At 55.6% G+C, this 25,690-nt stretch carries 37 protein-coding genes; 36 read left to right on the top strand and 1 reads right to left on the bottom strand.

Annotated features, from left to right (window positions below):
* The first annotated feature begins 177 nt into the window (after nucleotides 1-177).
* The 34 genes from rpsL to bfr all read left to right on the top strand — a co-directional run bounded on the left by rpsL (nucleotide 178) and on the right by bfr (nucleotide 20,659).
* Nucleotides 178-549, top strand: coding sequence for a 30S ribosomal protein S12 (gene rpsL, locus ACGJAX_RS03245; protein ID WP_003186084.1), 372 nt, complete (start codon nucleotides 178-180; stop codon nucleotides 547-549).
* Between the two features lie 119 nt (nucleotides 550-668).
* Nucleotides 669-1,139: a 30S ribosomal protein S7 gene (gene rpsG, locus ACGJAX_RS03240; protein ID WP_002555493.1), complete on the top strand. Its 471-nt coding sequence runs from the start codon at nucleotides 669-671 to the stop codon at nucleotides 1,137-1,139.
* Between the two features lie 30 nt (nucleotides 1,140-1,169).
* Nucleotides 1,170-3,275, top strand: a complete 2,106-nt coding sequence (gene fusA / locus ACGJAX_RS03235) for an elongation factor G (protein WP_247254547.1) — start codon at nucleotides 1,170-1,172, stop codon at nucleotides 3,273-3,275.
* A 30-nt stretch (nucleotides 3,276-3,305) separates the two neighbouring features.
* A complete protein-coding gene (gene tuf, locus ACGJAX_RS03230) occupies nucleotides 3,306-4,499 on the top strand; it encodes an elongation factor Tu (RefSeq protein ID WP_090325641.1) in 1,194 nt (397 codons plus the stop codon).
* Between the two features lie 156 nt (nucleotides 4,500-4,655).
* A complete protein-coding gene (gene rpsJ / locus ACGJAX_RS03225) occupies nucleotides 4,656-4,967 on the top strand; it encodes a 30S ribosomal protein S10 (protein WP_003186070.1) in 312 nt (103 codons plus the stop codon).
* Nucleotides 4,968-5,047: 80 nt separating this feature from the next.
* Entirely contained in the window at nucleotides 5,048-5,683 is a 636-nt protein-coding gene (gene rplC / locus ACGJAX_RS03220) for a 50S ribosomal protein L3 (RefSeq protein ID WP_003186059.1), read from the top strand.
* 12 nt (nucleotides 5,684-5,695) lie between these two features.
* The gene (gene rplD, locus ACGJAX_RS03215) at nucleotides 5,696-6,298 is read left to right on the top strand and encodes a 50S ribosomal protein L4 (protein WP_007924200.1); all 603 of its coding nucleotides are present in this window, start codon (nucleotides 5,696-5,698) and stop codon (nucleotides 6,296-6,298) included.
* Nucleotides 6,295-6,594, top strand: coding sequence for a 50S ribosomal protein L23 (gene rplW / locus ACGJAX_RS03210; RefSeq protein WP_002555488.1), 300 nt, complete (start codon nucleotides 6,295-6,297; stop codon nucleotides 6,592-6,594). The genes rplD and rplW overlap by 4 nt, the downstream gene beginning before the upstream one ends.
* Before the next feature lie 14 nt (nucleotides 6,595-6,608).
* Nucleotides 6,609-7,433, top strand: coding sequence for a 50S ribosomal protein L2 (gene rplB / locus ACGJAX_RS03205; RefSeq protein WP_003186055.1), 825 nt, complete (start codon nucleotides 6,609-6,611; stop codon nucleotides 7,431-7,433).
* A 16-nt stretch (nucleotides 7,434-7,449) separates the two neighbouring features.
* The gene (rpsS, locus tag ACGJAX_RS03200; protein WP_002555486.1) at nucleotides 7,450-7,725 is read left to right on the top strand and encodes a 30S ribosomal protein S19; all 276 of its coding nucleotides are present in this window, start codon (nucleotides 7,450-7,452) and stop codon (nucleotides 7,723-7,725) included.
* Nucleotides 7,726-7,736: 11 nt separating this feature from the next.
* The gene (gene rplV / locus ACGJAX_RS03195) at nucleotides 7,737-8,069 is read left to right on the top strand and encodes a 50S ribosomal protein L22 (RefSeq protein WP_003103908.1); all 333 of its coding nucleotides are present in this window, start codon (nucleotides 7,737-7,739) and stop codon (nucleotides 8,067-8,069) included.
* Between the two features lie 13 nt (nucleotides 8,070-8,082).
* Entirely contained in the window at nucleotides 8,083-8,769 is a 687-nt protein-coding gene (gene rpsC, locus ACGJAX_RS03190; RefSeq protein ID WP_003176422.1) for a 30S ribosomal protein S3, read from the top strand.
* A gap of 12 nt (nucleotides 8,770-8,781) precedes the next feature.
* Nucleotides 8,782-9,195, top strand: coding sequence for a 50S ribosomal protein L16 (gene rplP / locus ACGJAX_RS03185; protein WP_003228729.1), 414 nt, complete (start codon nucleotides 8,782-8,784; stop codon nucleotides 9,193-9,195).
* Nucleotides 9,195-9,386, top strand: a complete 192-nt coding sequence (rpmC, locus tag ACGJAX_RS03180) for a 50S ribosomal protein L29 (RefSeq protein ID WP_002555481.1) — start codon at nucleotides 9,195-9,197, stop codon at nucleotides 9,384-9,386. Before rplP ends, rpmC begins: the two co-directional genes overlap by 1 nt.
* A gap of 2 nt (nucleotides 9,387-9,388) precedes the next feature.
* Nucleotides 9,389-9,655 (top strand): 30S ribosomal protein S17, encoded by a 267-nt coding sequence (rpsQ, locus tag ACGJAX_RS03175; RefSeq protein WP_003176419.1) that lies wholly within the window; start codon nucleotides 9,389-9,391, stop codon nucleotides 9,653-9,655.
* A 23-nt stretch (nucleotides 9,656-9,678) separates the two neighbouring features.
* Nucleotides 9,679-10,047 carry a 50S ribosomal protein L14 gene (rplN, locus tag ACGJAX_RS03170; RefSeq protein ID WP_002555479.1) on the top strand — a complete coding sequence of 123 codons (369 nt, stop codon included), beginning with the start codon at nucleotides 9,679-9,681 and terminating at the stop codon, nucleotides 10,045-10,047.
* 11 nt (nucleotides 10,048-10,058) lie between these two features.
* Nucleotides 10,059-10,373 carry a 50S ribosomal protein L24 gene (rplX, locus tag ACGJAX_RS03165; RefSeq protein ID WP_003186046.1) on the top strand — a complete coding sequence of 105 codons (315 nt, stop codon included), beginning with the start codon at nucleotides 10,059-10,061 and terminating at the stop codon, nucleotides 10,371-10,373.
* A gap of 20 nt (nucleotides 10,374-10,393) precedes the next feature.
* Nucleotides 10,394-10,933 carry a 50S ribosomal protein L5 gene (gene rplE / locus ACGJAX_RS03160; protein ID WP_003210069.1) on the top strand — a complete coding sequence of 180 codons (540 nt, stop codon included), beginning with the start codon at nucleotides 10,394-10,396 and terminating at the stop codon, nucleotides 10,931-10,933.
* Between the two features lie 13 nt (nucleotides 10,934-10,946).
* Nucleotides 10,947-11,252 (top strand): 30S ribosomal protein S14, encoded by a 306-nt coding sequence (rpsN, locus tag ACGJAX_RS03155; protein WP_003176414.1) that lies wholly within the window; start codon nucleotides 10,947-10,949, stop codon nucleotides 11,250-11,252.
* A gap of 209 nt (nucleotides 11,253-11,461) precedes the next feature.
* Nucleotides 11,462-11,854: a 30S ribosomal protein S8 gene (rpsH, locus tag ACGJAX_RS03150; RefSeq protein WP_003228724.1), complete on the top strand. Its 393-nt coding sequence runs from the start codon at nucleotides 11,462-11,464 to the stop codon at nucleotides 11,852-11,854.
* Nucleotides 11,855-11,866: 12 nt separating this feature from the next.
* Nucleotides 11,867-12,400, top strand: a complete 534-nt coding sequence (gene rplF / locus ACGJAX_RS03145; protein ID WP_003176412.1) for a 50S ribosomal protein L6 — start codon at nucleotides 11,867-11,869, stop codon at nucleotides 12,398-12,400.
* 10 nt (nucleotides 12,401-12,410) lie between these two features.
* Nucleotides 12,411-12,761: a 50S ribosomal protein L18 gene (rplR, locus tag ACGJAX_RS03140; RefSeq protein ID WP_003186037.1), complete on the top strand. Its 351-nt coding sequence runs from the start codon at nucleotides 12,411-12,413 to the stop codon at nucleotides 12,759-12,761.
* A 3-nt stretch (nucleotides 12,762-12,764) separates the two neighbouring features.
* Nucleotides 12,765-13,265 carry a 30S ribosomal protein S5 gene (rpsE, locus tag ACGJAX_RS03135; RefSeq protein WP_003186035.1) on the top strand — a complete coding sequence of 167 codons (501 nt, stop codon included), beginning with the start codon at nucleotides 12,765-12,767 and terminating at the stop codon, nucleotides 13,263-13,265.
* A 2-nt stretch (nucleotides 13,266-13,267) separates the two neighbouring features.
* Complete coding sequence (gene rpmD, locus ACGJAX_RS03130) at nucleotides 13,268-13,444, top strand: 50S ribosomal protein L30 (RefSeq protein WP_003176408.1); 177 nt, start codon at nucleotides 13,268-13,270, stop codon at nucleotides 13,442-13,444.
* Nucleotides 13,445-13,447: 3 nt separating this feature from the next.
* Nucleotides 13,448-13,885, top strand: a complete 438-nt coding sequence (gene rplO / locus ACGJAX_RS03125; protein ID WP_003228720.1) for a 50S ribosomal protein L15 — start codon at nucleotides 13,448-13,450, stop codon at nucleotides 13,883-13,885.
* A complete protein-coding gene (gene secY, locus ACGJAX_RS03120; RefSeq protein WP_003228718.1) occupies nucleotides 13,886-15,214 on the top strand; it encodes a preprotein translocase subunit SecY in 1,329 nt (442 codons plus the stop codon).
* Between the two features lie 27 nt (nucleotides 15,215-15,241).
* Entirely contained in the window at nucleotides 15,242-15,358 is a 117-nt protein-coding gene (gene rpmJ, locus ACGJAX_RS03115) for a 50S ribosomal protein L36 (protein ID WP_002555468.1), read from the top strand.
* Between the two features lie 130 nt (nucleotides 15,359-15,488).
* Nucleotides 15,489-15,845 carry a 30S ribosomal protein S13 gene (gene rpsM, locus ACGJAX_RS03110; RefSeq protein ID WP_008374135.1) on the top strand — a complete coding sequence of 119 codons (357 nt, stop codon included), beginning with the start codon at nucleotides 15,489-15,491 and terminating at the stop codon, nucleotides 15,843-15,845.
* 30 nt (nucleotides 15,846-15,875) lie between these two features.
* Nucleotides 15,876-16,265, top strand: a complete 390-nt coding sequence (rpsK, locus tag ACGJAX_RS03105) for a 30S ribosomal protein S11 (RefSeq protein WP_002555466.1) — start codon at nucleotides 15,876-15,878, stop codon at nucleotides 16,263-16,265.
* A gap of 18 nt (nucleotides 16,266-16,283) precedes the next feature.
* Nucleotides 16,284-16,904, top strand: coding sequence for a 30S ribosomal protein S4 (rpsD, locus tag ACGJAX_RS03100; RefSeq protein ID WP_003176404.1), 621 nt, complete (start codon nucleotides 16,284-16,286; stop codon nucleotides 16,902-16,904).
* Between the two features lie 22 nt (nucleotides 16,905-16,926).
* Nucleotides 16,927-17,928: a DNA-directed RNA polymerase subunit alpha gene (locus tag ACGJAX_RS03095; protein ID WP_007924176.1), complete on the top strand. Its 1,002-nt coding sequence runs from the start codon at nucleotides 16,927-16,929 to the stop codon at nucleotides 17,926-17,928.
* 42 nt (nucleotides 17,929-17,970) lie between these two features.
* Nucleotides 17,971-18,357, top strand: a complete 387-nt coding sequence (gene rplQ / locus ACGJAX_RS03090) for a 50S ribosomal protein L17 (protein ID WP_007924175.1) — start codon at nucleotides 17,971-17,973, stop codon at nucleotides 18,355-18,357.
* Between the two features lie 234 nt (nucleotides 18,358-18,591).
* Entirely contained in the window at nucleotides 18,592-20,046 is a 1,455-nt protein-coding gene (locus ACGJAX_RS03085) for a catalase (RefSeq protein WP_390957395.1), read from the top strand.
* A 148-nt stretch (nucleotides 20,047-20,194) separates the two neighbouring features.
* Nucleotides 20,195-20,659 carry a bacterioferritin gene (gene bfr, locus ACGJAX_RS03080; protein ID WP_247254549.1) on the top strand — a complete coding sequence of 155 codons (465 nt, stop codon included), beginning with the start codon at nucleotides 20,195-20,197 and terminating at the stop codon, nucleotides 20,657-20,659.
* A gap of 65 nt (nucleotides 20,660-20,724) precedes the next feature.
* Here the strand turns inward: bfr and uvrA are convergent, their stop codons facing one another.
* Entirely contained in the window at nucleotides 20,725-23,559 is a 2,835-nt protein-coding gene (gene uvrA / locus ACGJAX_RS03075) for an excinuclease ABC subunit UvrA (protein WP_248915659.1), read from the bottom strand.
* Between the two features lie 191 nt (nucleotides 23,560-23,750).
* On the opposite strand from uvrA, the gene ACGJAX_RS03070 reads away from it, so the two are divergent.
* Nucleotides 23,751-25,148, top strand: a complete 1,398-nt coding sequence (locus ACGJAX_RS03070; protein ID WP_248915658.1) for an MFS transporter — start codon at nucleotides 23,751-23,753, stop codon at nucleotides 25,146-25,148.
* A gap of 9 nt (nucleotides 25,149-25,157) precedes the next feature.
* A complete protein-coding gene (locus tag ACGJAX_RS03065) occupies nucleotides 25,158-25,673 on the top strand; it encodes a single-stranded DNA-binding protein (RefSeq protein WP_007970128.1) in 516 nt (171 codons plus the stop codon).
* The last annotated feature ends 17 nt before the right edge of the window (nucleotides 25,674-25,690 follow it).

Below are 25,690 nucleotides of genomic sequence, written 5' to 3'. Positions count from 1 at the left end.
TCATCGAATCGAGACAAATTGTCGAGGTTGGATGAGTGGGGAGGTCGGGGCCTTGCCTTGACTGGGGACAAGATCCTCTTTAGACTCTTGTACCCCTAAATTTGGCGGGAACTCGTTCCTGCCATTTTGCTTTTCTTGCAAGACAATAGCGTCGCAAGACAACAGTGGAGCTAGTAGATGGCAACTATCAACCAGCTGGTACGTCAGCCGCGTAAGCGTATCGTCGAGAAATCCGACGTGCCTGCGCTGCAGAACTGCCCGCAACGTCGTGGCGTGTGCACCCGTGTGTACACCACTACGCCGAAAAAACCTAACTCGGCACTGCGTAAAGTATGCCGTGTGCGTCTGACCAACGGTTTCGAGGTTTCCTCGTACATCGGCGGTGAAGGCCACAACCTGCAAGAGCACAGCGTGGTACTGATCCGCGGCGGTCGTGTAAAAGACTTGCCAGGTGTTCGTTACCACACCGTACGCGGTTCTTTGGATACTTCCGGCGTTAAAGGTCGTAACCAGGGTCGTTCGAAGTACGGTACCAAGCGTCCGAAGTAATAGTCGCTTGCTGCAAAAAACTGATTTCTATTTTTCTGAGTCGATAAGAGTAAGGTCGGAGGCGTCCCGTCAAGGGCACCGATTCCGAGCGAACCTGAAGACCGTTTGAGGGCTTATCCATGCCAAGAAGACGCGTAGCAGCCAAGCGCGAAGTGCTTGACGATCCAAAATACGGAAGCCAAATCCTGGCCAAGTTCATGAACCACGTGATGGAAAGCGGTAAGAAAGCCGTTGCCGAGCGTATCGTTTATGGCGCGCTGGAAAAGGTTAAAGAACGCAAGAACAGCGACCCCCTGGAAATCTTCGAGAAAGCTCTCGACGCCATCGCTCCGCTGGTCGAAGTAAAGTCGCGCCGTGTAGGCGGTGCTACTTACCAGGTTCCGGTTGAAGTTCGTCCGTCCCGTCGTAACGCTCTGGCAATGCGCTGGTTGGTAGACTTCGCCCGTAAGCGCGGCGAGAAGTCTATGGCTCTGCGTTTGGCTGGCGAACTGCTGGACGCTGCCGAAGGTAAAGGTGCTGCAGTTAAGAAGCGTGAAGACGTGCACCGTATGGCTGAAGCTAACAAAGCTTTCTCGCACTACCGCTTCTAATTTTAGCGTCACTAATTTTGCGAGGGCTTTATGGCTCGTACTACACCGATTAATCGCTACCGTAACATTGGTATCGTTGCTCACGTGGATGCTGGTAAAACCACCACCACCGAGCGCGTCCTTTTTTACACTGGCAAAAGTCACAAGATGGGCGAGGTGCATGACGGCGCCGCGACCACAGACTGGATGGTGCAGGAGCAGGAGCGTGGTATTACCATTACTTCTGCTGCTATTACCGCCTTCTGGCAGGGTTCTGCTAAGCAGCACAAAGACCAATACCGCTTCAACGTCATTGACACCCCGGGTCACGTAGACTTCACCATTGAAGTTGAACGTTCCCTGCGTGTACTCGACGGCGCGGTCGTTGTGTTCTGTGGTACTTCCGGCGTTGAGCCTCAGTCCGAAACCGTATGGCGTCAAGCCAACAAGTACGGTGTTCCACGTATTGTTTACGTGAACAAGATGGACCGTGCCGGTGCGAACTTCCTGCGCGTGATCGCTCAGATCAAGCAGCGTCTGGGTCACACTCCGGTGCCGATCCAGTTGGCTATCGGTTCCGAGGACAACTTCCAGGGTCAGATTGATCTGATGACCATGGAAGCGGTTTACTGGAACGATGCTGACAAGGGCATGACTCCACGTCGCGAGCCTATCCCTTCTGAGCTGCAGGAGCTGGCTGAAGAGTGGCGCAGCAACATGGTTGAGGCTGCGGCCGAAGCTAGCGAAGAGCTGATGAACAAGTACCTCGAAGGCGAAGAACTCTCCATCGAGGAAATCAAGGCCGCTCTGCGTCAGCGTACCATCGCTGGTGAGATCGTTCTGGCTGTTTGCGGTTCTTCCTTCAAGAACAAGGGTGTTCCCCTGGTTCTCGACGCCGTTATTGACTACCTGCCTGCTCCAACTGACATTCCTGCCATCAAGGGTACTGACCCGGATGACGAGGAAAAGCAGATGGAGCGTCACGCAGACGACAATGAGCCGTTCTCGGCTCTGGCGTTCAAGATCGCTACCGACCCATTCGTGGGTACCTTGACCTTTGTCCGTGTTTACTCGGGCGTGTTGGCCTCCGGCGACGGCGTGATCAACTCGGTTAAAGGCAAGAAAGAGCGTGTGGGTCGTATGGTGCAAATGCATGCAAACGCCCGCGAAGAAATCAAGGAAGTGCGCGCTGGTGACATCGCGGCCTTGATCGGCATGAAGGACGTCACCACTGGTGAAACTTTGTGCAACGCTGACAAGCCAATCATCCTGGTTCGTATGGACTTCCCGGAACCGGTTATTTCGGTAGCCGTTGAGCCCAAGACCAAGGATGACCAGGAAAAAATGGGTATCGCTCTGGGCAAGCTTGCTCAGGAAGACCCGTCTTTCCGCGTCAAAACTGATGAAGAGACTGGTCAAACGATCATCTCCGGCATGGGCGAGTTGCACCTGGACATCCTGGTTGACCGGATGCGCCGTGAGTTCAACGTCGAAGCCAACATCGGTAAGCCTCAGGTTTCCTATCGTGAGCGCATCACGAAGAGTTGCGAAATCGAAGGCAAGTTCGTTCGTCAGTCCGGCGGTCGTGGCCAGTTCGGTCATTGCTGGATCCGTTTTGCACCTGCTGACGAAGGTCAGGAAGGTCTGCAATTCCTGAACGAAGTAGTGGGTGGTGTGGTTCCTAAGGAATACATCCCGGCTATCCAGAAGGGTATCGAAGAGCAGATGAAGAACGGTGTTGTTGCCGGCTATCCGCTGATCGGCCTGAAGGCTACCGTGTTTGATGGTTCTTACCACGACGTCGACTCGAACGAGATGGCGTTTAAGGTGGCTGCTTCCATGGCGACCAAGCAACTGGCCCAAAAGGGCGGTGGTGAGTTGCTTGAGCCGATCATGGCGGTAGAGGTTGTTACGCCTGAAGACTATATGGGTGACGTGATGGGCGACCTTAACCGTCGTCGCGGCATGATTCTGGGTATGGAAGATACGGTTTCCGGTAAGGTTATCCGTGCTGAAGTTCCGTTGGGCGAGATGTTCGGTTATGCGACCGACGTTCGTTCGATGTCCCAGGGTCGCGCAAGCTACTCTATGGAATTCAAAAAATACAATACGGCTCCGTCGCACATCGTCGAAACCGTTACCAAAAAACAAGGCTGATTCAGTCCTTTAGGCAAGGAGTTAATTGTCGTGGCTAAAGAAAAATTTGATCGTTCCCTACCGCACGTCAACGTTGGCACTATCGGTCACGTTGACCACGGTAAAACCACTCTGACCGCTGCTCTGACTCGCGTCTGCTCCGAAGTTTTCGGTTCGGCTCGTGTTGACTTCGACAAGATCGACAGCGCACCAGAAGAGAAAGCTCGCGGTATCACCATCAACACCGCACACGTTGAGTACAACTCGAACATTCGTCACTACGCTCACGTTGACTGCCCAGGTCACGCTGACTACGTGAAGAACATGATCACTGGTGCTGCCCAGATGGACGGCGCGATCCTGGTTTGCTCGGCCGCTGATGGTCCGATGCCACAAACTCGTGAGCACATCCTGCTGTCCCGTCAGGTAGGCGTTCCGTACATCGTGGTTTTCCTGAACAAGGCTGACCTGGTAGACGACGCTGAGCTGCTGGAGCTGGTTGAGATGGAAGTGCGCGATCTGCTGAGCACTTACGACTTCCCAGGCGATGACACTCCAATCATCATCGGCTCTGCCCGTATGGCGTTGGAAGGTCTGGACGACAACGAAATGGGCACCACTGCCGTTCGTAAGCTGGTTGAGACTCTGGACAGCTACATCCCAGAGCCAGAGCGTGCTATCGACAAGCCATTCCTGATGCCAATCGAAGACGTATTCTCGATCTCCGGTCGTGGTACTGTTGTGACTGGTCGTATCGAGCGCGGTATCGTTCGCGTTCAAGATGCTCTGGAAATCGTTGGTCTGCGTGACACCACCACCACCACCTGCACCGGTGTTGAGATGTTCCGCAAGCTGCTCGACGAAGGTCGTGCTGGCGAGAACTGCGGCGTTCTGCTGCGTGGTACCAAGCGTGACGACGTTGAGCGTGGCCAGGTTCTGGTTAAGCCGGGTTCGGTTAAGCCGCACACCAAGTTCACTGCAGAAGTTTACGTTCTGAGCAAGGAAGAAGGCGGTCGTCACACTCCGTTCTTCAAAGGCTACCGTCCACAGTTCTACTTCCGTACTACTGACGTGACTGGTAACTGCGAGCTGCCAGAAGGCGTTGAAATGGTAATGCCAGGCGATAACATTCAAATGACTGTTACCCTGATCAAAACCATCGCAATGGAAGACGGTCTGCGCTTCGCTATCCGTGAAGGCGGCCGTACCGTTGGTGCTGGCGTTGTAGCTAAAATCATCGAGTAAGCTCTTTTCGAGTCAGCTTTGATGCTTTGAAAAAGCCCCCGCTCAGCGGGGGCTTTTTTATTGGGTTGACACCTATCGGGGGCGTCTATAGAATTGCGCCTCCTTTTAACGGGCGTATTGCGCCCGGTGGGAATAGCAGCCGGAGTCTGAAATCCAATGCAAAATCAGCAAATCCGTATCAGGTTGAAGGCTTTCGACCATCGCCTGATCGACCAATCCACCCAGGAAATCGTGGAAACCGCGAAACGTACTGGTGCTCAAGTGCGTGGTCCAATTCCACTGCCTACCCGTAAAGAGCGGTTCACCGTTCTGGTCTCCCCGCACGTCAACAAAGACGCGCGTGACCAGTACGAGATCCGTACTCATAAGCGCGTTCTGGACATCGTCCAGCCAACGGATAAAACCGTTGATGCACTTATGAAGCTTGATCTTGCGGCCGGTGTGGAAGTGCAGATCAGCCTCGGCTAAGACTCGGTCTTAGTCGTGTAACGCTCTGAAATGGGCGGCCATAGCGGGTGAAAGCCCCGTACACTCATGAGGTTTACAACATGACTATTGGTGTAGTCGGTCGTAAATGCGGTATGACCCGTATTTTCACCGAAGAAGGTGTCTCCATTCCGGTCACGGTCATTGAGATCGAGCCGAATCGCGTCACCCAGTTCAAAACTGAAGAGACCGATGGCTATCGTGCAGTGCAAGTCACTGTCGGCGAGCGTCGCGCTTCGCGTGTAACAGCAGCTCAGGCTGGCCACTTCGCTAAGGCGAACGTAGCCGCTGGTCGTACCGTAATGGAATTCCGCCTTGAAGAAGGCGAGTACCAGGCCGGCGATCTGATCAACGCTGAAATCTTTGCCGCTGGTCAACTGGTTGATGTAACCGGTCAGTCCAAGGGTAAGGGCTTTCAGGGTACGATCAAGCGTTGGAACTTCCGCGGGCAAGATAACACCCACGGTAACTCCGTATCCCACCGCGTTCCAGGCTCTATCGGCCAGTGCCAGACTCCTGGTCGTGTATTCAAGGGCAAAAAAATGTCCGGTCATATGGGCGCTGAGCGCGTGACCGTGCAGTCCCTCGAAGTAGTGCGCGTGGACGCTGAACGCAATCTGTTGTTGGTCAAGGGCGCTGTTCCTGGCGCTACTGGCGGCAACTTGGTTGTACGTCCAGCAGCCAAGGCTCGCGGTTAAGGGGAAGCTGACATGCAATTAAATGTAAATGACGCTCAAGCGATCGAAGTTTCCGAACTGACATTTGGCGGCGAATTCAACGAGACGCTGGTTCACCAAGCAGTCGTGGCCTACATGGCTGGCGGCCGTCAAGGTAGCAAGCAGCAAAAGACCCGTTCCGACGTTTCTGGTGGCGGTAAGCGCCCATGGCGTCAGAAAGGTACTGGCCGTGCTCGTGCCGGTACTATCCGTAGCCCAATCTGGCGTGGCGGCGGTACCACTTTCGCAGCTCGTCCTCAGGATCACTCCCAGAAGCTGAACAAGAAGATGTATCGCGCGGCAATGCGTTCCATTCTTGCTGAGCTGGTGCGTACTGATCGTCTGGTCGTGGTTCAGGATTTCGCTGTTGAAACGCCGAAAACCAAAGACCTGCTGGGCAAGCTGAACAACATGAGCCTGACCGATGTATTGATCGTGTCGGACGCTGTTGATCAGAACCTGTACCTGGCTGCTCGTAACCTGCCACACGTAGATGTACGTGATGTGCAAGGTTCCGATCCAGTTAGTCTGATCGCATACGACAAGGTGTTGATCACCGTGTCGGCCGTGAAGAAATTCGAGGAGCTGCTGGGATGAACCAGGAACGCGTATTTAAAGTTCTGCTTGGCCCGCACGTTTCCGAGAAGGCTACGGTTCTGGCAGACAAGAAAGGCCAGTTCGTTTTCAAGGTTGCTACTGATGCAACCAAGCTGGAAATCAAGAAGGCCGTCGAAAGCCTGTTCAGCGTGAAAGTAGAGCGCGTCACTACCCTGAACGTTCTGGGTAAGAGCAAGCGCACTGCTCGCGGTCTGGGCAAGCGTAATGACTGGAAGAAGGCAGTTATCTCCCTTCAGCCAGGCCAAGATCTCGATTTCAGCAGCAGTGCTGAGTAAGGAAGGGGTGCATCATGGCAATCGTTAAATGCAAACCGACTTCCCCTGGCCGCCGTTTTGTGGTCAAGGTGGTCAACCAGGAGCTGCATAAAGGCGCTCCTCACGCACCGCTGCTCGAGAAGAAGTCGAAGTCTGGTGGTCGTAACAACAATGGCCGTATTACCACTCGTCACATCGGTGGTGGTCATAAGCAGCATTATCGTCTGGTCGATTTCCGTCGCAACGACAAAGATGGCATCGCTGCCACTGTCGAGCGTATCGAATACGATCCAAACCGTACTGCTCACATCGCTCTGCTGCTGTACGCAGATGGCGAGCGTCGCTACATCATCGCCCCTAAAGGCGTGAGCGCTGGCGACCAGCTGATCGCAGGTGCTCTGGCACCGATCAAGCCGGGCAACGCTCTGCAACTGCGTAACATTCCAGTTGGTAGCACCGTACACGGCATCGAATTGAAGCCAGGTAAAGGCGCACAGATCGCTCGTTCCGCTGGTGCTTCGGCTCAGCTGATCGCTCGTGAAGGTGTCTACGTGACCCTGCGTCTGCGTTCTGGTGAGATGCGTAAAGTGCTGGCTGAATGCCGCGCGACCCTGGGCGAAGTCTCGAACTCCGAGCACAGCCTGCGTTCGTTGGGTAAAGCTGGTGCCAAACGCTGGCGTGGCGTTCGCCCAACCGTTCGTGGTGTTGCCATGAACCCGGTTGACCACCCACATGGTGGTGGTGAAGGTCGTACCTCTGGTGGTCGTCATCCGGTATCGCCATGGGGCTTCCCGACTAAGGGCGCGAAGACTCGTGGTAATAAGCGTACCGACAAAATGATCGTCCGTCGTCGCAAGTAAATAGAGGGATACGACAGTGCCACGTTCTCTGAAAAAAGGTCCTTTTATCGATCTTCACCTACTGAAGAAGATCGAAGTGGCGGCGGAAAAGAACGATCGCAAACCAGTTAAAACCTGGTCGCGTCGCTCGATGATCCTGCCACAAATGGTCGGTCTGACCATCGCAGTACACAACGGTCGTCAACACGTCCCAGTTCTCGTTAACGAAGACATGGTCGGCCACAAACTGGGCGAGTTCGCCGGTACCCGCACTTATCGCGGGCACGTGGCAGACAAGAAAGCCAAGCGTTAAGGGGTTAGGAAATGGAAGTAGCCGCTAAGTTGTCGGGCGCTCGAATCTCCGCCCAGAAAGCCCGCTTGGTCGCCGACCAGATCCGCGGGAAGAAGGTGGGCGAAGCGCTCAACCTGTTGGCTTTCAGCAGTAAGAAAGCCGCCGAGATCATGAAGAAAGTGCTGGAGTCGGCCGTAGCCAACGCCGAGCATAACGAAGGCGCAGACGTTGATGACCTGAAAGTCAGCACCGTTTTCGTTAACGAAGGGCGTTCGCTGAAGCGCATCATGCCGCGTGCCAAAGGCCGTGCTGATCGCATCGTCAAGCGGTCTTGCCATATCACTGTCAAGGTTGCTGACAAGTAACGGAGTCGAAGAGATGGGTCAGAAAGTACATCCCATTGGCATTCGCCTGGGAATCGTCAAGGAGCACACCTCCGTCTGGTACGCAGACGGTCGGACTTATGCGGACTACTTGTTCGCTGATCTGAAGGTGCGTGAGTATCTCCAAGACAAACTAAAAAGCGCGTCCGTAAGCCGTATCGATATCCATCGTCCGGCCCAAACTGCACGTATCACCATCCACACCGCTCGTCCAGGTATCGTTATCGGGAAGAAAGGTGAAGATGTTGAGAAACTGCGCCAGGACCTGACCAAGCAAATGGGTGTGCCTGTGCACATCAATATCGAAGAGATCCGCAAGCCGGAACTCGACGGTATGCTGGTTGCGCAGAGCGTAGCTCAGCAGCTGGAGCGTCGCGTTATGTTCCGTCGCGCCATGAAGCGCGCTGTACAGAACGCAATGCGCATTGGTGCCAAAGGCATCAAAATCCAAGTGAGCGGTCGTCTCGGCGGTGCTGAAATCGCACGTACTGAATGGTATCGCGAAGGTCGTGTGCCACTGCACACCCTGCGTGCCGACATCGACTATGCCAACTACGAAGCTCACACCACCTACGGTGTGATCGGTGTAAAGGTTTGGATCTTCAAAGGCGAAGTAATTGGTGGTCGCCAAGAAGAACTGAAACCACAAGCACCAGCGCCTCGTAAAAAAGCTGCTAAGTAAGGGGTACGCCAAATGTTGCAACCAAAGCGTACGAAGTTCCGCAAGCAAATGACTGGTCACAACCGTGGCCTGGCATTGCGCGGTAGCAAAGTCAGCTTCGGCGAGTTCGCGCTGAAGTCTGTTGCTCGTGGTCGTCTCACCGCTCGTCAGATCGAGTCAGCGCGTCGTGCTCTGACCCGTCACGTAAAACGTGGTGGCAAGATCTGGATCCGTGTATTCCCGGACAAGCCTATTTCCAAGAAGCCACTCGAAGTTCGGATGGGTAAAGGTAAGGGTAACGTCGAATACTGGGTTGCCCAGATTCAGCCAGGCAAAGTCCTGTATGAAATCGAGGGTGTTTCTGAAGAGCTGGCGCGTGAGGCTTTCGCCCTGGCTGCTGCAAAGCTGCCGCTCGCCACCTCCTTTGTTAAACGGACGGTGATGTGATGAAAGCGAATGAACTTCGTGAAAAATCCGCACAGCAGCTGAACGAGCAACTGCTCGGCTTGCTGCGCGACCAGTTCAATCTGCGTATGCAGAAAGCAACTGGCCAGTTGGGGCAGTCTCATCTGCTCTCGCAAGTTAAGCGTGACATCGCTCGCGTGAAGACTGTGCTCAACCAGCAGGCAGGTAAGTAATCATGGCTGAAGCCGAAAAAACTGTCCGTACGCTGACTGGCCGTGTTGTCAGCGACAAGATGGACAAAACCATCACCGTTCTGATTGAGCGTCGCGTTAAGCACCCGATCTACGGTAAATACGTTAAGCGTTCGACTAAGCTGCACGCGCACGACGAAACCAATCAGTGCCACATCGGCGACAAAGTCACTATTCGTGAAACTCGTCCTTTGGCCAAGACCAAGTCTTGGGCGCTGGTTGATGTTCTCGAACGCGCTGTGGAAGTCTAAGGACTAGGGGTCGGAGAAATTATATGATTCAGACTCAATCCATGCTCGATGTGGCCGATAACAGCGGCGCTCGCCGCGTTATGTGCATCAAGGTGCTGGGTGGCTCCCATCGTCGTTACGCTGGTATCGGTGACATCATCAAAGTAACCGTCAAGGAAGCAATTCCTCGCGGTAAAGTGAAAAAAGGCCAAGTGATGACTGCTGTTGTAGTCCGCACTCGTCACGGCGTACGTCGTGCTGATGGCTCCATTATCCGCTTTGATGGCAACGCTGCTGTTCTTCTGAACAACAAGCAAGAGCCAATCGGCACCCGTATCTTTGGGCCAGTGACCCGTGAACTTCGTACTGAGAAGTTCATGAAGATCGTCTCGCTCGCCCCAGAAGTGCTGTAAGGAGATCCGACATGCAAAAGATTCGTCGTGACGACGAGATCATCGTGATCGCCGGCAAAGACAAAGGTAAGCGCGGTAAGGTGCTGAAGGTTCTTGCTGACAACCGTCTGGTTGTTGGTGGTCTGAACCTGGTCAAGCGCCATACCAAGCCTAACCCGATGTCGGGCGTACAAGGCGGTATCGTCGAGAAAGAAGCGCCACTGCACGCTTCCAACGTCGCCATCTTCAACGGCGAAACCAACAAGGCTGACCGCGTTGGTTTCAAAGTAGAAGACGGTAAGAAAATTCGTGTCTTCAAGTCGACCCAAAAAGCGGTTGATGCTTGAACACTGCTAGGTAGAAGACCATGGCACGACTAAAAGAGATTTACCGGAAGGAAATCGCTCCGAAACTTAAGGAAGAACTTAAGCTTTCGAACGTGATGGAAGTTCCGCGCGTTACCAAAATCACCCTGAACATGGGTCTGGGCGAAGCGATCGGCGACAAAAAAGTCATCGAGCACGCTGTTGCTGACCTGGAAAAGATCACCGGCCAGAAAGTCGTTGTGACCTACGCTCGCAAATCCATCGCTGGCTTTAAAGTCCGTGAAGGTTGGCCGATCGGTGTCAAAGTGACCCTGCGCCGTGAGCGTATGTACGAGTTCCTGGATCGTCTGCTGTCGATCTCCCTGCCACGGGTTCGCGACTTCCGCGGCCTGAATGCCAAGTCCTTCGATGGTCGTGGTAACTACAGCATGGGCGTGAAAGAGCAGATCATCTTCCCGGAAATCGACTACGACAAGATCGATGCTCTCCGCGGTCTGGACATCACCCTGACCACCACTGCCAAGAACGATGATGAAGGCCGCGCTCTGCTGCGTGCGTTCAAATTCCCGTTCCGCAACTGATTGGAGTAGGACCATGGCCAAGATGAGCATGAAAAACCGCGAGCTGAAGCGTCAGCTTACGGTTGCCAAGTACGCCAAAAAGCGTGCAGCACTGAAAGCTATCATCGTTGATCTGAACGCAAGTCCAGAAGCGCGTTGGGAAGCTACAGTAGCCCTGCAGAAGCAGCCACGTGACGCAAGCGCTTCGCGCATGCGTAACCGCTGCCGCCTGACCGGTCGTCCACACGGCGTTTACCGCAAGTTCGGCCTCGGCCGTAACAAACTGCGTGAAGCGGCAATGCGTGGTGACGTACCTGGTCTGGTTAAAGCCAGCTGGTAAGTACTGTCAAAGTCTCGGTGTTCAGGATTGCAAGATCCTGACCACTGGTGGCCTTGAATCTGGATCAAGCCCCTTTTGGGGCTTGATTCATTTCTGGGGTGTGTCTAGAATACCCGGCTCGCCTGAGCCCGTGTTTTCTATGCTCGGAGATTCTCGGCGACACGTAGTAGCCGCAAGGCTAATTTTTCTGTATTAGGAGCGTCTAGCCCATGAGTATGCAGGACCCGTTAGCGGACATGCTAACTCGAATCCGTAATGCCCAGATGGCTGAAAAGTCCGTCGTAAGCATGCCATCTTCCACGTTGAAGGTAGCTGTTGCCAAAGTCCTGAAGGACGAAGGTTACATCGCGGGTTATCAGATCAGCAGCGAAACCAAGCCACTGCTGTCTATCGAGCTGAAATACTTCGAAGGCCGTCCGGTTATCGAAGAAGTGAAGCGCGTTAGCCGTCCAGGCCTGCGTCAGTACAAGTCCGTCGAAGATCTGCCGAAAGTTCGTGGCGGTCTCGGTGTGTCTATCGTCTCCACCAACAAAGGTGTGATGACTGATCGTGCTGCGCGCGCTGCCGGTGTCGGCGGCGAAGTTCTTTGCACTGTGTTCTAAGGGGGGATAAGCATGTCTCGCGTCGCTAAGAACCCCGTTAAGCTGCCAGCCGGTGTCGAAGTAAAATTCGCAGGCCAACAGCTTTCGGTGAAGGGTGCCAAGGGCACTCTCGAACTGAACATCCATTCGTCCGTTGAGATCGTTGAAGAAGCTGGTGAGCTGCGTTTTGCTGCTCGCAATGGCGATCAACAGACTCGCGCAATGGCTGGTACCACTCGTGCGTTGGTAAACAACATGGTCCAAGGCGTAAGCCAAGGCTTCGAGCGCAAGCTCCAGCTGGTCGGTGTTGGTTACAAAGCGCAAGCAAAAGGCACAGTGCTGAACCTGGCTCTTGGCTTCTCGCATCCAGTGGATTACGAACTGCCGGAAGGCATCACCGCTGAGACTCCTAGCCAGACCGATATCCTGATCAAGGGCATCGACAAGCAGCTGGTAGGTCAAGTGGCCGCCGAGATCCGCGACTTCCGTCCACCAGAGCCGTACAAAGGCAAAGGTGTGCGCTACGCGGACGAAGTCGTCCGTCGTAAAGAAGCCAAGAAGAAGTAGGGCATAGCAAATGACCGACAAAAAAGTTACTCGACTGCGTCGCGCTCGCAAAGCACGCCTGAAAATGCACGAACTCGAAGTCGTGCGTCTCTGCGTGTTCCGCTCTTCGCAGCACATCTACGCCCAGGTCATTTCGGCCGACGGCAACAAAGTCCTGGCAAGCGCCTCGACTTTGGATAAAGAACTGCGTGATGGCGCCACTGGCAACATCGACGCGGCCACTAAGGTTGGCCAGCTGGTCGCTACGCGTGCTAAGGCCGCTGGCGTCTCGCAGGTGGCTTTCGACCGCTCTGGCTTCAAGTACCACGGCCGCGTTAAAGCGCTGGCTGATGCTGCTCGTGAAGCTGGGCTGGAGTTCTAAGTTATGTCAAATAACGACCAAAAGCGCGACGAAGGCTACATCGAGAAGCTGGTTCAAGTTAACCGCGTAGCCAAAACCGTTAAAGGCGGCCGTATCTTCACTTTCACCGCGTTGACCGTGGTTGGTGATGGTAAAGGGCGTGTTGGCTTCGGCCGTGGCAAGTCGCGTGAAGTGCCTGCTGCGATCCAGAAGGCAATGGAAGCTGCTCGCCGCAACATGATCCAGGTTGATCTGAACGGCACCACTCTGCAGTACGCAATGAAGTCCGCTCACGGCGCTTCGAAGGTGTACATGCAGCCTGCTTCTGAAGGTACCGGTATCATCGCTGGCGGCGCTATGCGTGCCGTTCTCGAAGTTGCTGGCGTTCAGAACGTTCTGGCCAAGTGCTACGGCTCGACTAACCCGGTAAACGTGGTTCACGCCACTTTCAAAGGTTTGAAAGCTATGCAGTCTCCTGAATCCATTGCCGCCAAGCGTGGCAAAAGCGTCAAGGAGATCTTCTGATCATGGCTACCGTTAAAGTTACGCTGATCAAAAGCATGACCGGCCGCATCCCTAACCACAAACTGTGCGTTAAGGGTCTGGGTCTGCGTCGCATCGGTCACACTGTAGAAGTCCAGGATACTCCCGAGAATCGCGGGATGATCAACAAGGCTTACTACATGCTGCGTGTCGAGGGTTAATCGATGAAACTCAATGATCTGAGTCCAGCGCCGGGTTCCCGTCGCGAAAAGCATCGTCCGGGCCGTGGTATCGGTAGTGGTTTGGGTAAGACTGGTGGCCGTGGTCACAAAGGTCAGACTTCCCGCTCCGGTGGCACCATTGCTCCAGGCTTTGAAGGCGGTCAACAGCCGCTGCATCGTCGCCTGCCGAAGTTCGGTTTCGTTTCCCTGAAGGCCATGGATCGCGCAGAAGTGCGTCTGTCCGAGCTGGCTAAAGTGGAAGGCGACATCGTCACCGTGCAGTCCCTGAAAGATGCCAACGTGATCAACGTCAACGTTCAGCGTGTGAAAATCATGCTGTCCGGTGAAGTGACTCGCGCTGTTACTATCGGCAAGGGAATCGGCGCCACCAAAGGTGCGCGTGCGGCTATCGAAGCAGCTGGCGGCAAGTTCGAGGAATAAATGGCTAAGCAAGGTGCTCTCTCTGCGCTCGGCAAAGGCGGTATGTCTGAACTCTGGGCTCGTCTGCGTTTTCTGTTCCTGGCGATTATCGTCTACCGAATAGGCGCACACATCCCGGTTCCAGGTATCAACCCGGACCGTCTCGCGGACCTGTTTCGACAGAATGAGGGGACCATTCTTAGCTTGTTCAACATGTTTTCCGGCGGCGCGCTGGAACGGATGAGCATCTTTGCATTGGGGATCATGCCGTACATTTCGGCATCGATCATCATGCAGCTGATGACCGCCGTCAGCCCGCAGCTGGAGCAGTTGAAGAAGGAAGGTGAAGCTGGCCGTCGCAAGATCAGCCAGTACACCCGCTACGGCACTGTCGTCCTCGCTCTCGTTCAGGCCATTGGCATGTCCATTGGTCTGGCGGGGCAGGGCGTAGCGTTCACTGGTGACTTTGGCTTCCATTTCGTCGCGGTATCCACTTTTGTGGCTGGTGCGATGTTCATGATGTGGCTGGGTGAGCAGATTACTGAGCGTGGTGTTGGCAACGGTATCTCGATGTTGATTTTTTCGGGTATCGTCGCCGGTCTTCCGAGGGCGATCGGGCAGTCTTTCGAGTCTGCACGTCAGGGTGATATCAACATCTTCGCCCTGGTTGCCATCGGTTTGCTGGCAGTAGCGATTATCGGTTTCGTGGTGTTCATTGAGCGTGGTCAGCGTCGTATTGCTGTTCACTACGCCAAGCGTCAGCAGGGCCGGAAGGTCTTCGCTGCGCAGACCAGCCACTTGCCGCTGAAGGTGAACATGGCCGGTGTTATTCCGGCTATTTTCGCGAGCAGCATTTTGCTGTTCCCGGCTTCGTTGGGTGCCTGGTTCGGTCAGTCTGAAGGTATGGGCTGGTTGCAGGACATCTCGCAGTCGATCGCTCCTGGTCAGCCGTTGAATATTCTGCTGTTTAGTGCAGGGATTATTTTCTTCTGCTTCTTCTATACGGCGTTGATGTTCAATCCGAAAGACGTAGCGGAAAACCTGAAGAAGTCCGGTGCCTTTATTCCGGGCATCCGTCCAGGTGAGCAGTCTGCGCGCTACATTGATGGCGTTCTGACTCGCTTGACCATGTTCGGTGCTCTTTACATGACGGCCGTCTGCCTGTTGCCCCAGTTCCTGGTGGTTGCAGCCAACGTTCCGTTCTACCTTGGCGGGACCTCGTTGCTGATCGTGGTCGTGGTTGTGATGGACTTCATGTCCCAAGTACAATCGCACCTCGTTTCGCACCAGTACGAATCCCTGATGAAGAAAGCCAACCTGAAGGGTTACGGCAGCGGCATGTTGCGCTGAGTACCCATAAGGTTCGAGGAGTTGGTGATGAAAGTTCGTGCATCGGTGAAAAAGCTGTGCCGTAACTGCAAGATTATTCGCCGCGAAGGTGTTGTTCGAGTAATTTGCAGCGCGGAACCGCGTCACAAACAGCGCCAAGGCTGAGTGTGATTGTGCTTCAAGCCCGGCAGCTAGTGCGCTGCCGGGTTGATTATTTGTTATTACAGCGATATTATCTCGCGCCCTATTTCTTGGCTTCCGGGGCGTAGGTAGCTGTCAATTGGAGTCCCACTGAATGGCCCGTATTGCAGGCGTTAACATTCCAGATAACAAGCATACTGTTATCTCGCTGACCTACATCTATGGTGTTGGTCGCACTACTGCACAGAAAATTTGTGCAGATACTGGGGTAAACCCAGCAGCAAAGATCAAGGATCTGAGCGACGAGCAAATTGAACAGCTGCGTGGCGAAGTGGCGAAGTTCACCACTGAAGGTGACCTGCGTCGCGAAATCAACATGAAAATCAAGCGCTTGATGGACCTCGGTTGCTATCGCGGTCTGCGTCATCGTCGTGGTCTGCCAGTACGCGGTCAGCGTACCAAGACCAACGCGCGTACCCGTAAAGGTCCGCGTAAGCCGATCCGCAAGTAATCGCCCCAGCGAATCGACAGGAAATTAATCATGGCAAAACCTGCTGCTCGTCCTCGTAAAAAAGTTAAAAAGACAGTGGTTGATGGCATCGCCCACATCCATGCATCTTTTAACAACACCATCGTGACCATTACCGACCGTCAAGGTAACGCTCTTTCCTGGGCTACCTCCGGTGGTTCGGGTTTCCGCGGTTCCCGCAAGTCCACCCCGTTTGCTGCTCAAGTAGCTGCTGAACGTGCTGGTCAAGCTGCGCTGGAATACGGCCTGAAAAACCTCGACGTAAACGTCAAAGGTCCAGGTCCAGGTCGTGAATCCGCAGTCCGCGCTTTGAACGGCTGTGGCTACAAGATCGCCAGCATCACCGACGTGACGCCAATCCCGCACAACGGGTGCCGTCCGCCGAAGAAGCGCCGCGTGTAATCCAGGAGATTGTAAAGAATGGCTCGTTACATTGGTCCAAAATGCAAACTCGCTCGTCGCGAAGGCACCGATCTCTTCCTGAAGAGCGGCGTGCGCGCGATCGAATCGAAGTGCAACATTGAAGCAGCACCTGGTATCCACGGCCAACGCCGCGGTCGCCAGTCCGATTACGGCACCCAACTGCGTGAAAAGCAGAAGGTCCGTCGTATCTACGGCGTTCTCGAGCGTCAATTCAGCGGCTACTACAAAGAAGCTGCTGGCAAGAAAGGCGCAACTGGCGAAAACCTGTTGCAACTGCTCGAATGCCGTCTGGACAACGTTGTATACCGTATGGGCTTTGGTTCGACTCGTGCCGAATCCCGTCAGCTGGTATCGCACAAGTCGATCAGCGTAAACGGTCAAACCGTTAACGTTCCGTCCTACCAGGTTCGTGCTGGTGACGTGGTTGCTGTCCGCGAGAAAGCAAAAAACCAACTTCGCATTGTCCAAGCTCTCGATCTGTGTGCCCAACGTGGCCGCGTAGAATGGGTAGAAGTAGACACTGAGAAGAAGTCGGGCGTTTTCAAGAACGTTCCAGCTCGCAGTGATCTGTCCGCCGACATCAACGAAAGCCTGATTGTCGAGCTCTACTCCAAGTAAGGGCTAGAAAATAGGTGCATCCATGCAGATTTCGGTAAATGAGTTCCTGACACCCCGCCACATTGATGTGCAGGTTGTCAGTCCAACCCGCGCCAAGATCACTCTCGAGCCTCTCGAGCGTGGTTTTGGCCACACCCTGGGCAACGCGCTGCGCCGCATCCTGTTGTCCTCAATGCCCGGCTGTGCAGTAGTCGAGGCCGAGATTGACGGTGTGCTCCACGAGTACAGCGCCATCGAAGGTGTACAGGAAGACGTAATTGAAATCCTGTTGAACCTTAAAGGTCTGGCTATCAAGCTGCACGGCCGTGACGAAGTTACGCTGACCTTGTCGAAGAAGGGTTCGGGGGTGGTTACCGCTGCCGATATTCAGCTGGATCATGATGTCGAGATCGTTAACCCCGATCACGTAATCGCTAACCTGGCGTCTAACGGCGCCCTGAACATGAAGCTCGTTGTAGCTCGTGGTCGTGGTTATGAACCGGCAGACTCGCGTCAGAGCGATGAAGACGAAAGCCGCAGCATCGGTCGCTTGCAGCTTGACTCTTCGTTCAGCCCGGTTCGCCGTATCGCATACGTGGTGGAAAACGCCCGTGTCGAGCAGCGTACTAACCTGGACAAGCTGGTTATTGATCTGGAAACCAACGGTACTCTGGATCCTGAAGAGGCTATCCGCCGCGCCGCAACCATCCTGCAACAGCAGTTGGCTGCGTTTGTCGACCTCAAGGGTGACAGCGAACCAGTGGTAATCGAGCAAGAAGACGAGATCGATCCGATCCTGCTTCGCCCGGTTGACGATCTGGAACTGACTGTACGTTCGGCTAACTGCCTTAAGGCGGAAAACATTTACTACATCGGCGACCTGATTCAGCGTACCGAAGTAGAACTGTTGAAGACTCCGAACCTTGGCAAGAAATCCTTGACTGAAATCAAGGACGTTCTGGCCTCCCGCGGTCTGTCCCTCGGCATGCGCCTCGACAACTGGCCGCCTGCAAGTCTTAAGAAGGACGACAAGGCGACTGCCTGATCGTCGTAATCACCGAACGTAGTGTTTGGTAAGGAATGAACCATGCGTCATCGTAAAAGTGGTCGTCACCTCAGCCGCACCAGCTCGCACCGCAAGGCCATGTTCCAGAACATGGCGGTGTCGCTGTTCGAGCACGAGCTGATCAAAACTACTCTGCCAAAAGCCAAAGAACTGCGCCGCGTTGCTGAGCCGCTGATCACTCTGGCCAAGACAGACAGCCTGGCTAACCGCCGTCTGGCTTTCGACCGTACTCGTTCGAAAGCTATCGTTGGTAAGCTCTTCAACGACCTGGGCAAGCGTTACGCTACCCGTGAGGGTGGCTACCTGCGCATCCTCAAGTGCGGTTTCCGCGCTGGCGACAACGCGCCTATGGCGTACGTCGAGTTGGTTGATCGTGCTGTCGGCGGTGAAGCTGTATCCGCTGAGTAAGACGTCAGTCTGAAACAAGAAACCGGGCCTAGCGCCCGGTTTTTTGTGCCTGTTAGAAATGCGCTCTACGTACAAGCTTCAAACCTTCCCGGTCGGCACTATATCCGTGGGTTGATCATTAGTAATTATCTATCGATGTCAGCAAGTTAATGAATTTGTGGCTGTCATGATGATGATCAATACTCCCTCCAAGCCGATTCGCCGGCAGTTCAAGACTGACAAAGGAAGAGACGCATGAGCCAGAACAAAACACTTACAACCGCCAGTGGCGCTCCTGTCGCCGACAACCAGAATTCTCGCTCCGCCGGCCCTCGTGGTCCTCTGCTGCTCGACGATTTCCACCTGATCGAGAAGCTTGCACACTTCAACCGTGAAAACATTCCAGAGCGTCGTGTTCACGCCAAAGGCTCGGGTGCTTACGGCACATTTACTGTGACGCGTGACATCACTCGCTACACCAGCGCCAAGCTGTTCGAGGCAGTGGGCAAACAAACGCCAACATTTCTACGTTTTTCCACCGTAGGTGGTGAGCGAGGTTCCGCTGATACCGAGCGCGACCCTCGTGGCTTTGCGTTGAAGTTCTACACCGAGGAAGGTAACTGGGACATCGTTGGCAACAACACCCCAGTGTTTTTCATCCGCGATCCGCTGAAATTCCCGGACTTCATCCATACGCAAAAGCGTTTGCCGCAAAGCAACCTCAAAAGTGCGCAGGCGATGTGGGACTTCTGGTCGTATTCGCCCGAGGCACTGCATCAGATCACCATTCTGTTTTCGGACCGGGGCATTCCTGATGGCTATCGTCATATGCACGGCTTTGGCAGCCATACCTATAGCCTGATCAGCGCCACAGGCGAGCGTCATTGGGTGAAATGGCACTACAAGACTCTGCAGGGGATCAAGAACCTGGCACCGGCGGAAGCAGCGCGCCTTGCCGGTACTGACCCGGATTACGCCCAACGGGACCTGTTCAACGCTATCGAGCGTGGTGACTTTCCAAAATGGCGTGTGTGCATCCAGATCATGACTGAGGCTCAAGCCGCCGCGCATTATGAGAACCCATTCGACGTGACCAAAACCTGGTCGCAGAAAGAATTCCCGTTGATTGAAGTCGGTGAACTGGAGCTCAATCGCAATCCGCTCAATTACTTCGCGGAGGTCGAGCAAGCGGCCTTTGGTCCGAGCAACATGGTGCCAGGCGTCGGTCTGTCGCCAGACCGAATGCTGCAAGGCCGTGTTTTCGCTTACGCGGATGCTCACCGCTATCGCGTCGGCACCAACAATCAGCAGTTGCCGGTGAATGCACCACGCAGCCCGGTTAACAGCTATCAGCGCGATGGTTCGATGGCGTTGGGTTCCAATGGCGGTGCGGCTCCGAACTACGAACCGAACAGTTATGTCGATTCGCCGAAGCAGGCTTCTCGTTACGCTGAGCCCGCTTTAGCGTTGAACGGTTCGGCTGATCGCTACGATCATCGTGAAGATACCGATTACTACAGCCATGCCGGTGCGCTGTTTCGCTTGATGAGTGACGAGCAGCGTGCGTTATTGGTGAGCAACATCGCCGGCGCGATGGCAGGTGTATCAAGTGATGTAGTTGATCGCCAGTTGCAGCATTTCTTCAAGGCCGATCCGGCGTATGGAGAAGCAATCGCAAAGCAGCTCAACGTACAGCTTAACGTAGTCTAAATGAGAAGCAGAACCGCCCTTGATTGGGCGGTTTTTGCGTTAATTAAGCTACTTTTCTCAGAATATCTTCGCTTTTATTGCGTAATCGAGTGACCTGCCAAGCGGGTTGGTTCAAACTACAGACTTTCAAGCAGGGAGATGTAGGGCGATGCAAGGCCACCCAGACGTTATCGATTACCTCAACACGTTGCTGACCGGCGAACTGGCCGCGCGTGATCAATATTTCGTCCATTCGCGGATGTACGAGGACTGGGGATTCACCAAGCTCTACGAACGTATCAATCATGAAATGGAAGAAGAAGCCGGGCATGCCGATGCGCTGATGCGTCGGATCCTGATGCTGGAAGGCACGCCACGCATGCGTCCGGATGATCTTGATGTGGGCACCACAGTGCCTGAGATGCTTGAGGCTGATCTGCGTCTTGAGTACAAGGTCCGTGCAGCACTGTGCAAAGGCATCGAGCTGTGCGAGCAGCACAGGGACTACGTCAGTCGCGAGATCTTGCGTGTTCAGCTCAATGACACCGAAGAAGATCACACCTACTGGCTGGAAAAGCAGTTGGGTCTCATCAAGTTGATCGGTCTCGAGAACTACCTGCAATCGCACACCTGATGGCGGCGTATATAAAAAAGCCCCTGTCACTGATGAAGTGACAGGGGCTTTTTCTTGACCCGGACTCAGGCTCGATCGCGTTCCAGCAGCGGTTTCAGGTAGAAGCCGGTATGAGACTGTTTCATCTCTGCAACTTCCTCCGGTGTGCCGACGGCAATGATTTGGCCGCCCTTGGAGCCGCCTTCCGGCCCCAGGTCCACCAACCAGTCAGCGGTCTTGATCACATCCAGGTTGTGCTCGATCACCACAACCGTGTTGCCGTGGTCGCGCAGTCTGTGCAACACGTCGAGCAATTGCTGGATATCTGCAAAGTGCAGGCCCGTGGTCGGCTCGTCGAGGATGTACAGGGTCTTGCCTGTGTCGCGCTTGGATAGCTCGCGGGACAGTTTCACCCGTTGTGCTTCGCCACCGGACAGCGTGGTCGCTGATTGCCCCAGCTTGATGTACGACAGGCCCACATCCATCAGCGTCTGCAGCTTGCGCGCCAGTGCCGGTACCGCGTCGAAGAACTCCCGCGCTTCCTCGATGGTCATCTCGAGGGTTTCGTGGATGCTCTTGCCCTTGTACTTAATCTCCAGGGTTTCGCGGTTGTAGCGCTTGCTCTTGCACACATCACAAGGAACGTAGATGTCTGGCAGGAAGTGCATCTCTACCTTGATCAGGCCATCGCCCTGGCAGGCCTCGCAACGTCCCCCCTTCACGTTGAAGGAGAAGCGCCCCGGCCCGTAACCACGGGAGCGCGACTCCGGCACGCCGGCGAACAACTCGCGAATGGGCGTGAACAACCCGGTGTAGGTCGCCGGGTTGGAGCGCGGAGTACGACCAATCGGGCTCTGGTCGATATCGACGACTTTATCCAGATGCTCCAGACCCTTGATGCTGTCATGAGCGGCCGCTTCAAGTGTGGTTGCGCCGTTGAGTGCCGTGGCGCTCAGAGGAAACAGCGTGTTGTTGATCAGGGTCGATTTGCCTGAGCCGGATACACCGGTCACACAGGTCAGCAGGCCGATCGGAATCTCGAGGTCGACGTTGCGCAAGTTGTTGCCGCGAGCGCCCTTGAGCGATATCGACAGCTTCTTGTTGCGCGGCGTGCGTTTGGCCGGCACTTCGATCTTCACCCGACCCGACAGATACTTGCCCGTCAGCGAGTCTGGGTGAGCCATGACCTCGGCCGGCGTGCCTTCGGCGACGATATGTCCGCCATGAACCCCGGCGCCCGGGCCGATATCCACCACGTAGTCTGCCAGGCGAATCGCGTCTTCGTCGTGCTCGACCACAATCACCGTGTTGCCGATGTCCCGCAGATGCTTGAGCGTGCCGAGCAACCGGTCGTTGTCGCGCTGGTGCAAGCCAATCGACGGCTCGTCGAGGATGTAGAGAACGCCGACCAGGCCGGCGCCGATCTGACTGGCCAGGCGAATACGCTGGGCCTCACCACCGGACAAGGTGTCGGCGCTGCGATCCAGCGACAGGTAATCAAGACCGACGTTGACCAGGAACTGCAGGCGCTCGCGGATTTCCTTGAGGATCTTGTCAGCGATTTCCCCACGACGTCCGGTCAGCTTGAGCTCGCCGAAGTAGTCGCAAGCATCGCCGATGGGCAGGTTGGTCACCGCGGGCAGGGTTTTCTCGCCGACCCATACATGCCGCGCCTCACGCCGCAGACGGGTGCCGCGGCAATCCGGGCAGGCCTGGGTGCTGAGGAACTTGGCCAGCTCTTCGCGCACCGAAGCCGATTCGGTTTCGCGGTAGCGGCGTTCCAGGTTCGGCACGATGCCTTCGAACGGGTGCGAACGTTTGACGATGTCGCCACGGTCGTTCAGGTACTTGAAGTCGACGTTTTGCGAGCCACTGCCGTGCAGGATGAATTTCTGCTGATCGCCGGGCAGTTCGTTGAACGGCACCTCGAGGCTGAATTTGTAGTGCGAGGCCAGCGAGCCGAGCATCTGGAAGTAATAGACGTTGCGCCGGTCCCAGCCGCGAATCGCGCCTTCGGCCAGGGTCAGCTCGCCATTGACCAGTCGCTTGATGTCGAAAAACTGCTTCACACCCAGGCCATCACACGTCGGGCAGGCGCCGGCCGGGTTGTTAAAAGAGAACAGCTTGGGTTCGAGTTCGCTGATGGCGTGGCCGCAAATCGGGCAGGCGAAGCGCGCGGAGAAGATCATCTCTTCACCCGGCTCGTCGTCCATCGGTGCCACCAGGGCGATGCCGTCCGCCAGCTTTAGCGCCGTCTCGAAGGATTCGGCCAGACGTTGCTGCAGGTCAGCGCGGACCTTGAAGCGGTCGACCACCACATCGATGGAATGCTTCTTTTGTTTGTCGAGCTTGGGCGCTTCATCCAGCTCATACAACTTACCGTTGATCCGGGCGCGCACGAAGCCCTGGGCACGCAGCTCTTCGAACACCGACAGGTGCTCGCCTTTACGCTCGCGAATGACCGGGGCCAACAGCATGAGCTTGCTGCCCTCCGGTTGCGCCAGAACCAGGTCGACCATCTGGCTGACGGTCTGAGCCTCCAGCGGAATATCGTGATCGGGGCAGCGAGGAATGCCTACCCGCGCATAAAGCAGACGCAAGTAGTCGTAGATTTCGGTGATGGTGCCGACCGTCGAGCGCGGGTTGTGCGAGGTCGACTTCTGTTCGATGGAAATGGCCGGCGACAGGCCTTCGATGGTGTCGACATCGGGCTTTTCCATCATCGACAGGAACTGGCGGGCATAGGCCGACAATGATTCGACGTAGCGGCGCTGGCCTTCGGCGTACAGGGTGTCGAAAGCCAGGGACGACTTGCCGGAGCCGGACAGGCCGGTGATGACGATCAGCTTGTCCCTTGGCAGGGTCAGGTCGATATTCTTCAGGTTGTGGGTTCGAGCCCCACGAATCAGGATCTTGTCCAAAGTGGCCTCGCTTGGCGGGCGTCGAAAACGTAGGAGTATACGGCCAAATACTGGATGGATGCACACTATCAAATGACGGGAGGATTGGCTTACATGAAGAGTCTGTCAGATGAGCGCGTCAAAGCGTCGCGATATACCCCGCCAATCGATGGGACTGGTAGAATCGCCGCCGGTTCACATGAGGTTTTTCCATGCACGATCCCCACAGCGAACGCATGAGTGGCAGCGAGACCCGCGCGGCGAGTGGTCTGGCCCTGGTGTTTGCCTTCCGTATGCTTGGCATGTTCATGGTGTTGCCGGTATTGGCGACCTATGGGATGGACCTGGCGGGAGCGACCCCGGCCCTTATCGGGCTGGCGATTGGCGCTTACGGCCTGACCCAGGCGATTTTCCAGATTCCTTTCGGTTTCATTTCAGACCGCATCGGCCGCCGCCCGGTGATTTACCTCGGTTTGATTATCTTTGCCCTCGGCAGCGTCCTGGCGGCCAGCGCCGATTCCATCTGGGGCGTGATTGCCGGACGTATCCTGCAAGGTGCCGGGGCGATTTCCGCTGCGGTCATGGCGTTGTTGTCAGACCTGACCCGGGAACAGCATCGGACCAAGGCCATGGCCATGATCGGCATGACGATTGGCCTGTCGTTTGCCGTCGCCATGGTGGTCGGGCCTTTGCTGACGCGTGCTTTCGGCCTGAGCGGATTGTTCCTCGCCACAGGTGGCATGGCGCTGTTCGGCATTGTGATCGTGATGTTCATGGTGCCGCGTTCCACCGGGCCGTTGCAGCACCGTGAGTCCGGCGTCGCGCGTCAGGCACTGATTCCGACGCTCAAGCACCCGGACCTGCTGCGCCTGGACCTGGGCATCTTTGTGTTGCACGCGATGTTGATGTCGAGTTTCGTTGCATTGCCCCTGGCCCTGGTCGAAAAAGCCGGGCTGCCTAAAGAGCAGCACTGGTGGGTGTACCTGACCGCGCTGCTGATTTCCTTCTTCGCCATGATCCCGTTCATTATCTACGGCGAGAAGAAACGCAAAATGAAACGAGTTTTGCTCGGCGCCGTCGTGACGCTGATGTTCACTGAGCTATTCTTCTGGCAGTTCGGCGACAGCTTGCGGGCTCTGGTGATCGGGACGGTGGTGTTCTTCACTGCGTTCAATCTGCTGGAAGCTTCCTTGCCATCGCTGATCAGCAAGGTTTCACCGGCCGGCGGCAAGGGCACGGCCATGGGGGTGTATTCCACCAGCCAGTTCCTGGGTTCCGCACTGGGCGGCATCCTCGGTGGCTGGTTGTTCCAGCATGGCGGTTTGTCGGTTGTGTTCCTTGGATGCGCGGGTCTGGCTGCCCTCTGGCTGGCCTTTGCTGTTACCATGCGCGAACCTCCCTACGTCACGAGCCTGCGCTTGCCGTTGTCGCCCGAGGCGATCCGCGAAGCGGGTTTGGTTGAGCGCCTGAAGGCGGTCGTAGGGGTAACAGATGCAGTGATCGTCGCTGATGAAGCGGCCATTTACATCAAATTGGACACCGAACTATTGGATCGCACCACCCTTGAGCGCCTGGTGAACAACCCGGCCGAGGCAGCGTGCGTAGCCTAGGAGAACGTAATGGCCCGTGGGGTTAACAAAGTCATATTGGTCGGCACTTGCGGCCAGGATCCTGAAGTTCGCTACCTGCCTAACGGTAACGCCGTGACCAACCTGAGTCTGGCGACCAGCGAGCAGTGGACTGACAAGCAAACCGGTCAGAAAGTCGAAAAGACCGAATGGCACCGTGTGTCGATGTTCGGCAAAGTTGCAGAGATCGCTGGCGAGTACCTGCGTAAAGGTTCGCAGGTGTACATCGAAGGCAAGCTGCAGACCCGCGAGTGGGAAAAAGACGGCATCAAGCGTTACACCACCGAAATCGTCGTCGACATGCAAGGCACCATGCAGCTGTTGGGTGGCCGTCCACAGGGCGACCAGCAAGGCCAGGGCGGCGGTAACAACTACCAGCAATCCGCTCCGCGCCAGCAGGCTCCACGTCCTGCACCGCAACAGCAGCCACAGCGTCCGGCACCGCAACAAGCCGCGCCGCAACCGGCTCCGGATTTCGACAGCTTTGATGACGATATTCCATTCTGATAACCCGCTTCACCCGT

Source organism: Pseudomonas moorei (genome assembly GCF_042846945.1).
Lineage (GTDB): Bacteria > Pseudomonadota > Gammaproteobacteria > Pseudomonadales > Pseudomonadaceae > Aquipseudomonas > Aquipseudomonas moorei.
This window is presented reverse-complemented; position numbering and strand designations above follow the sequence as displayed.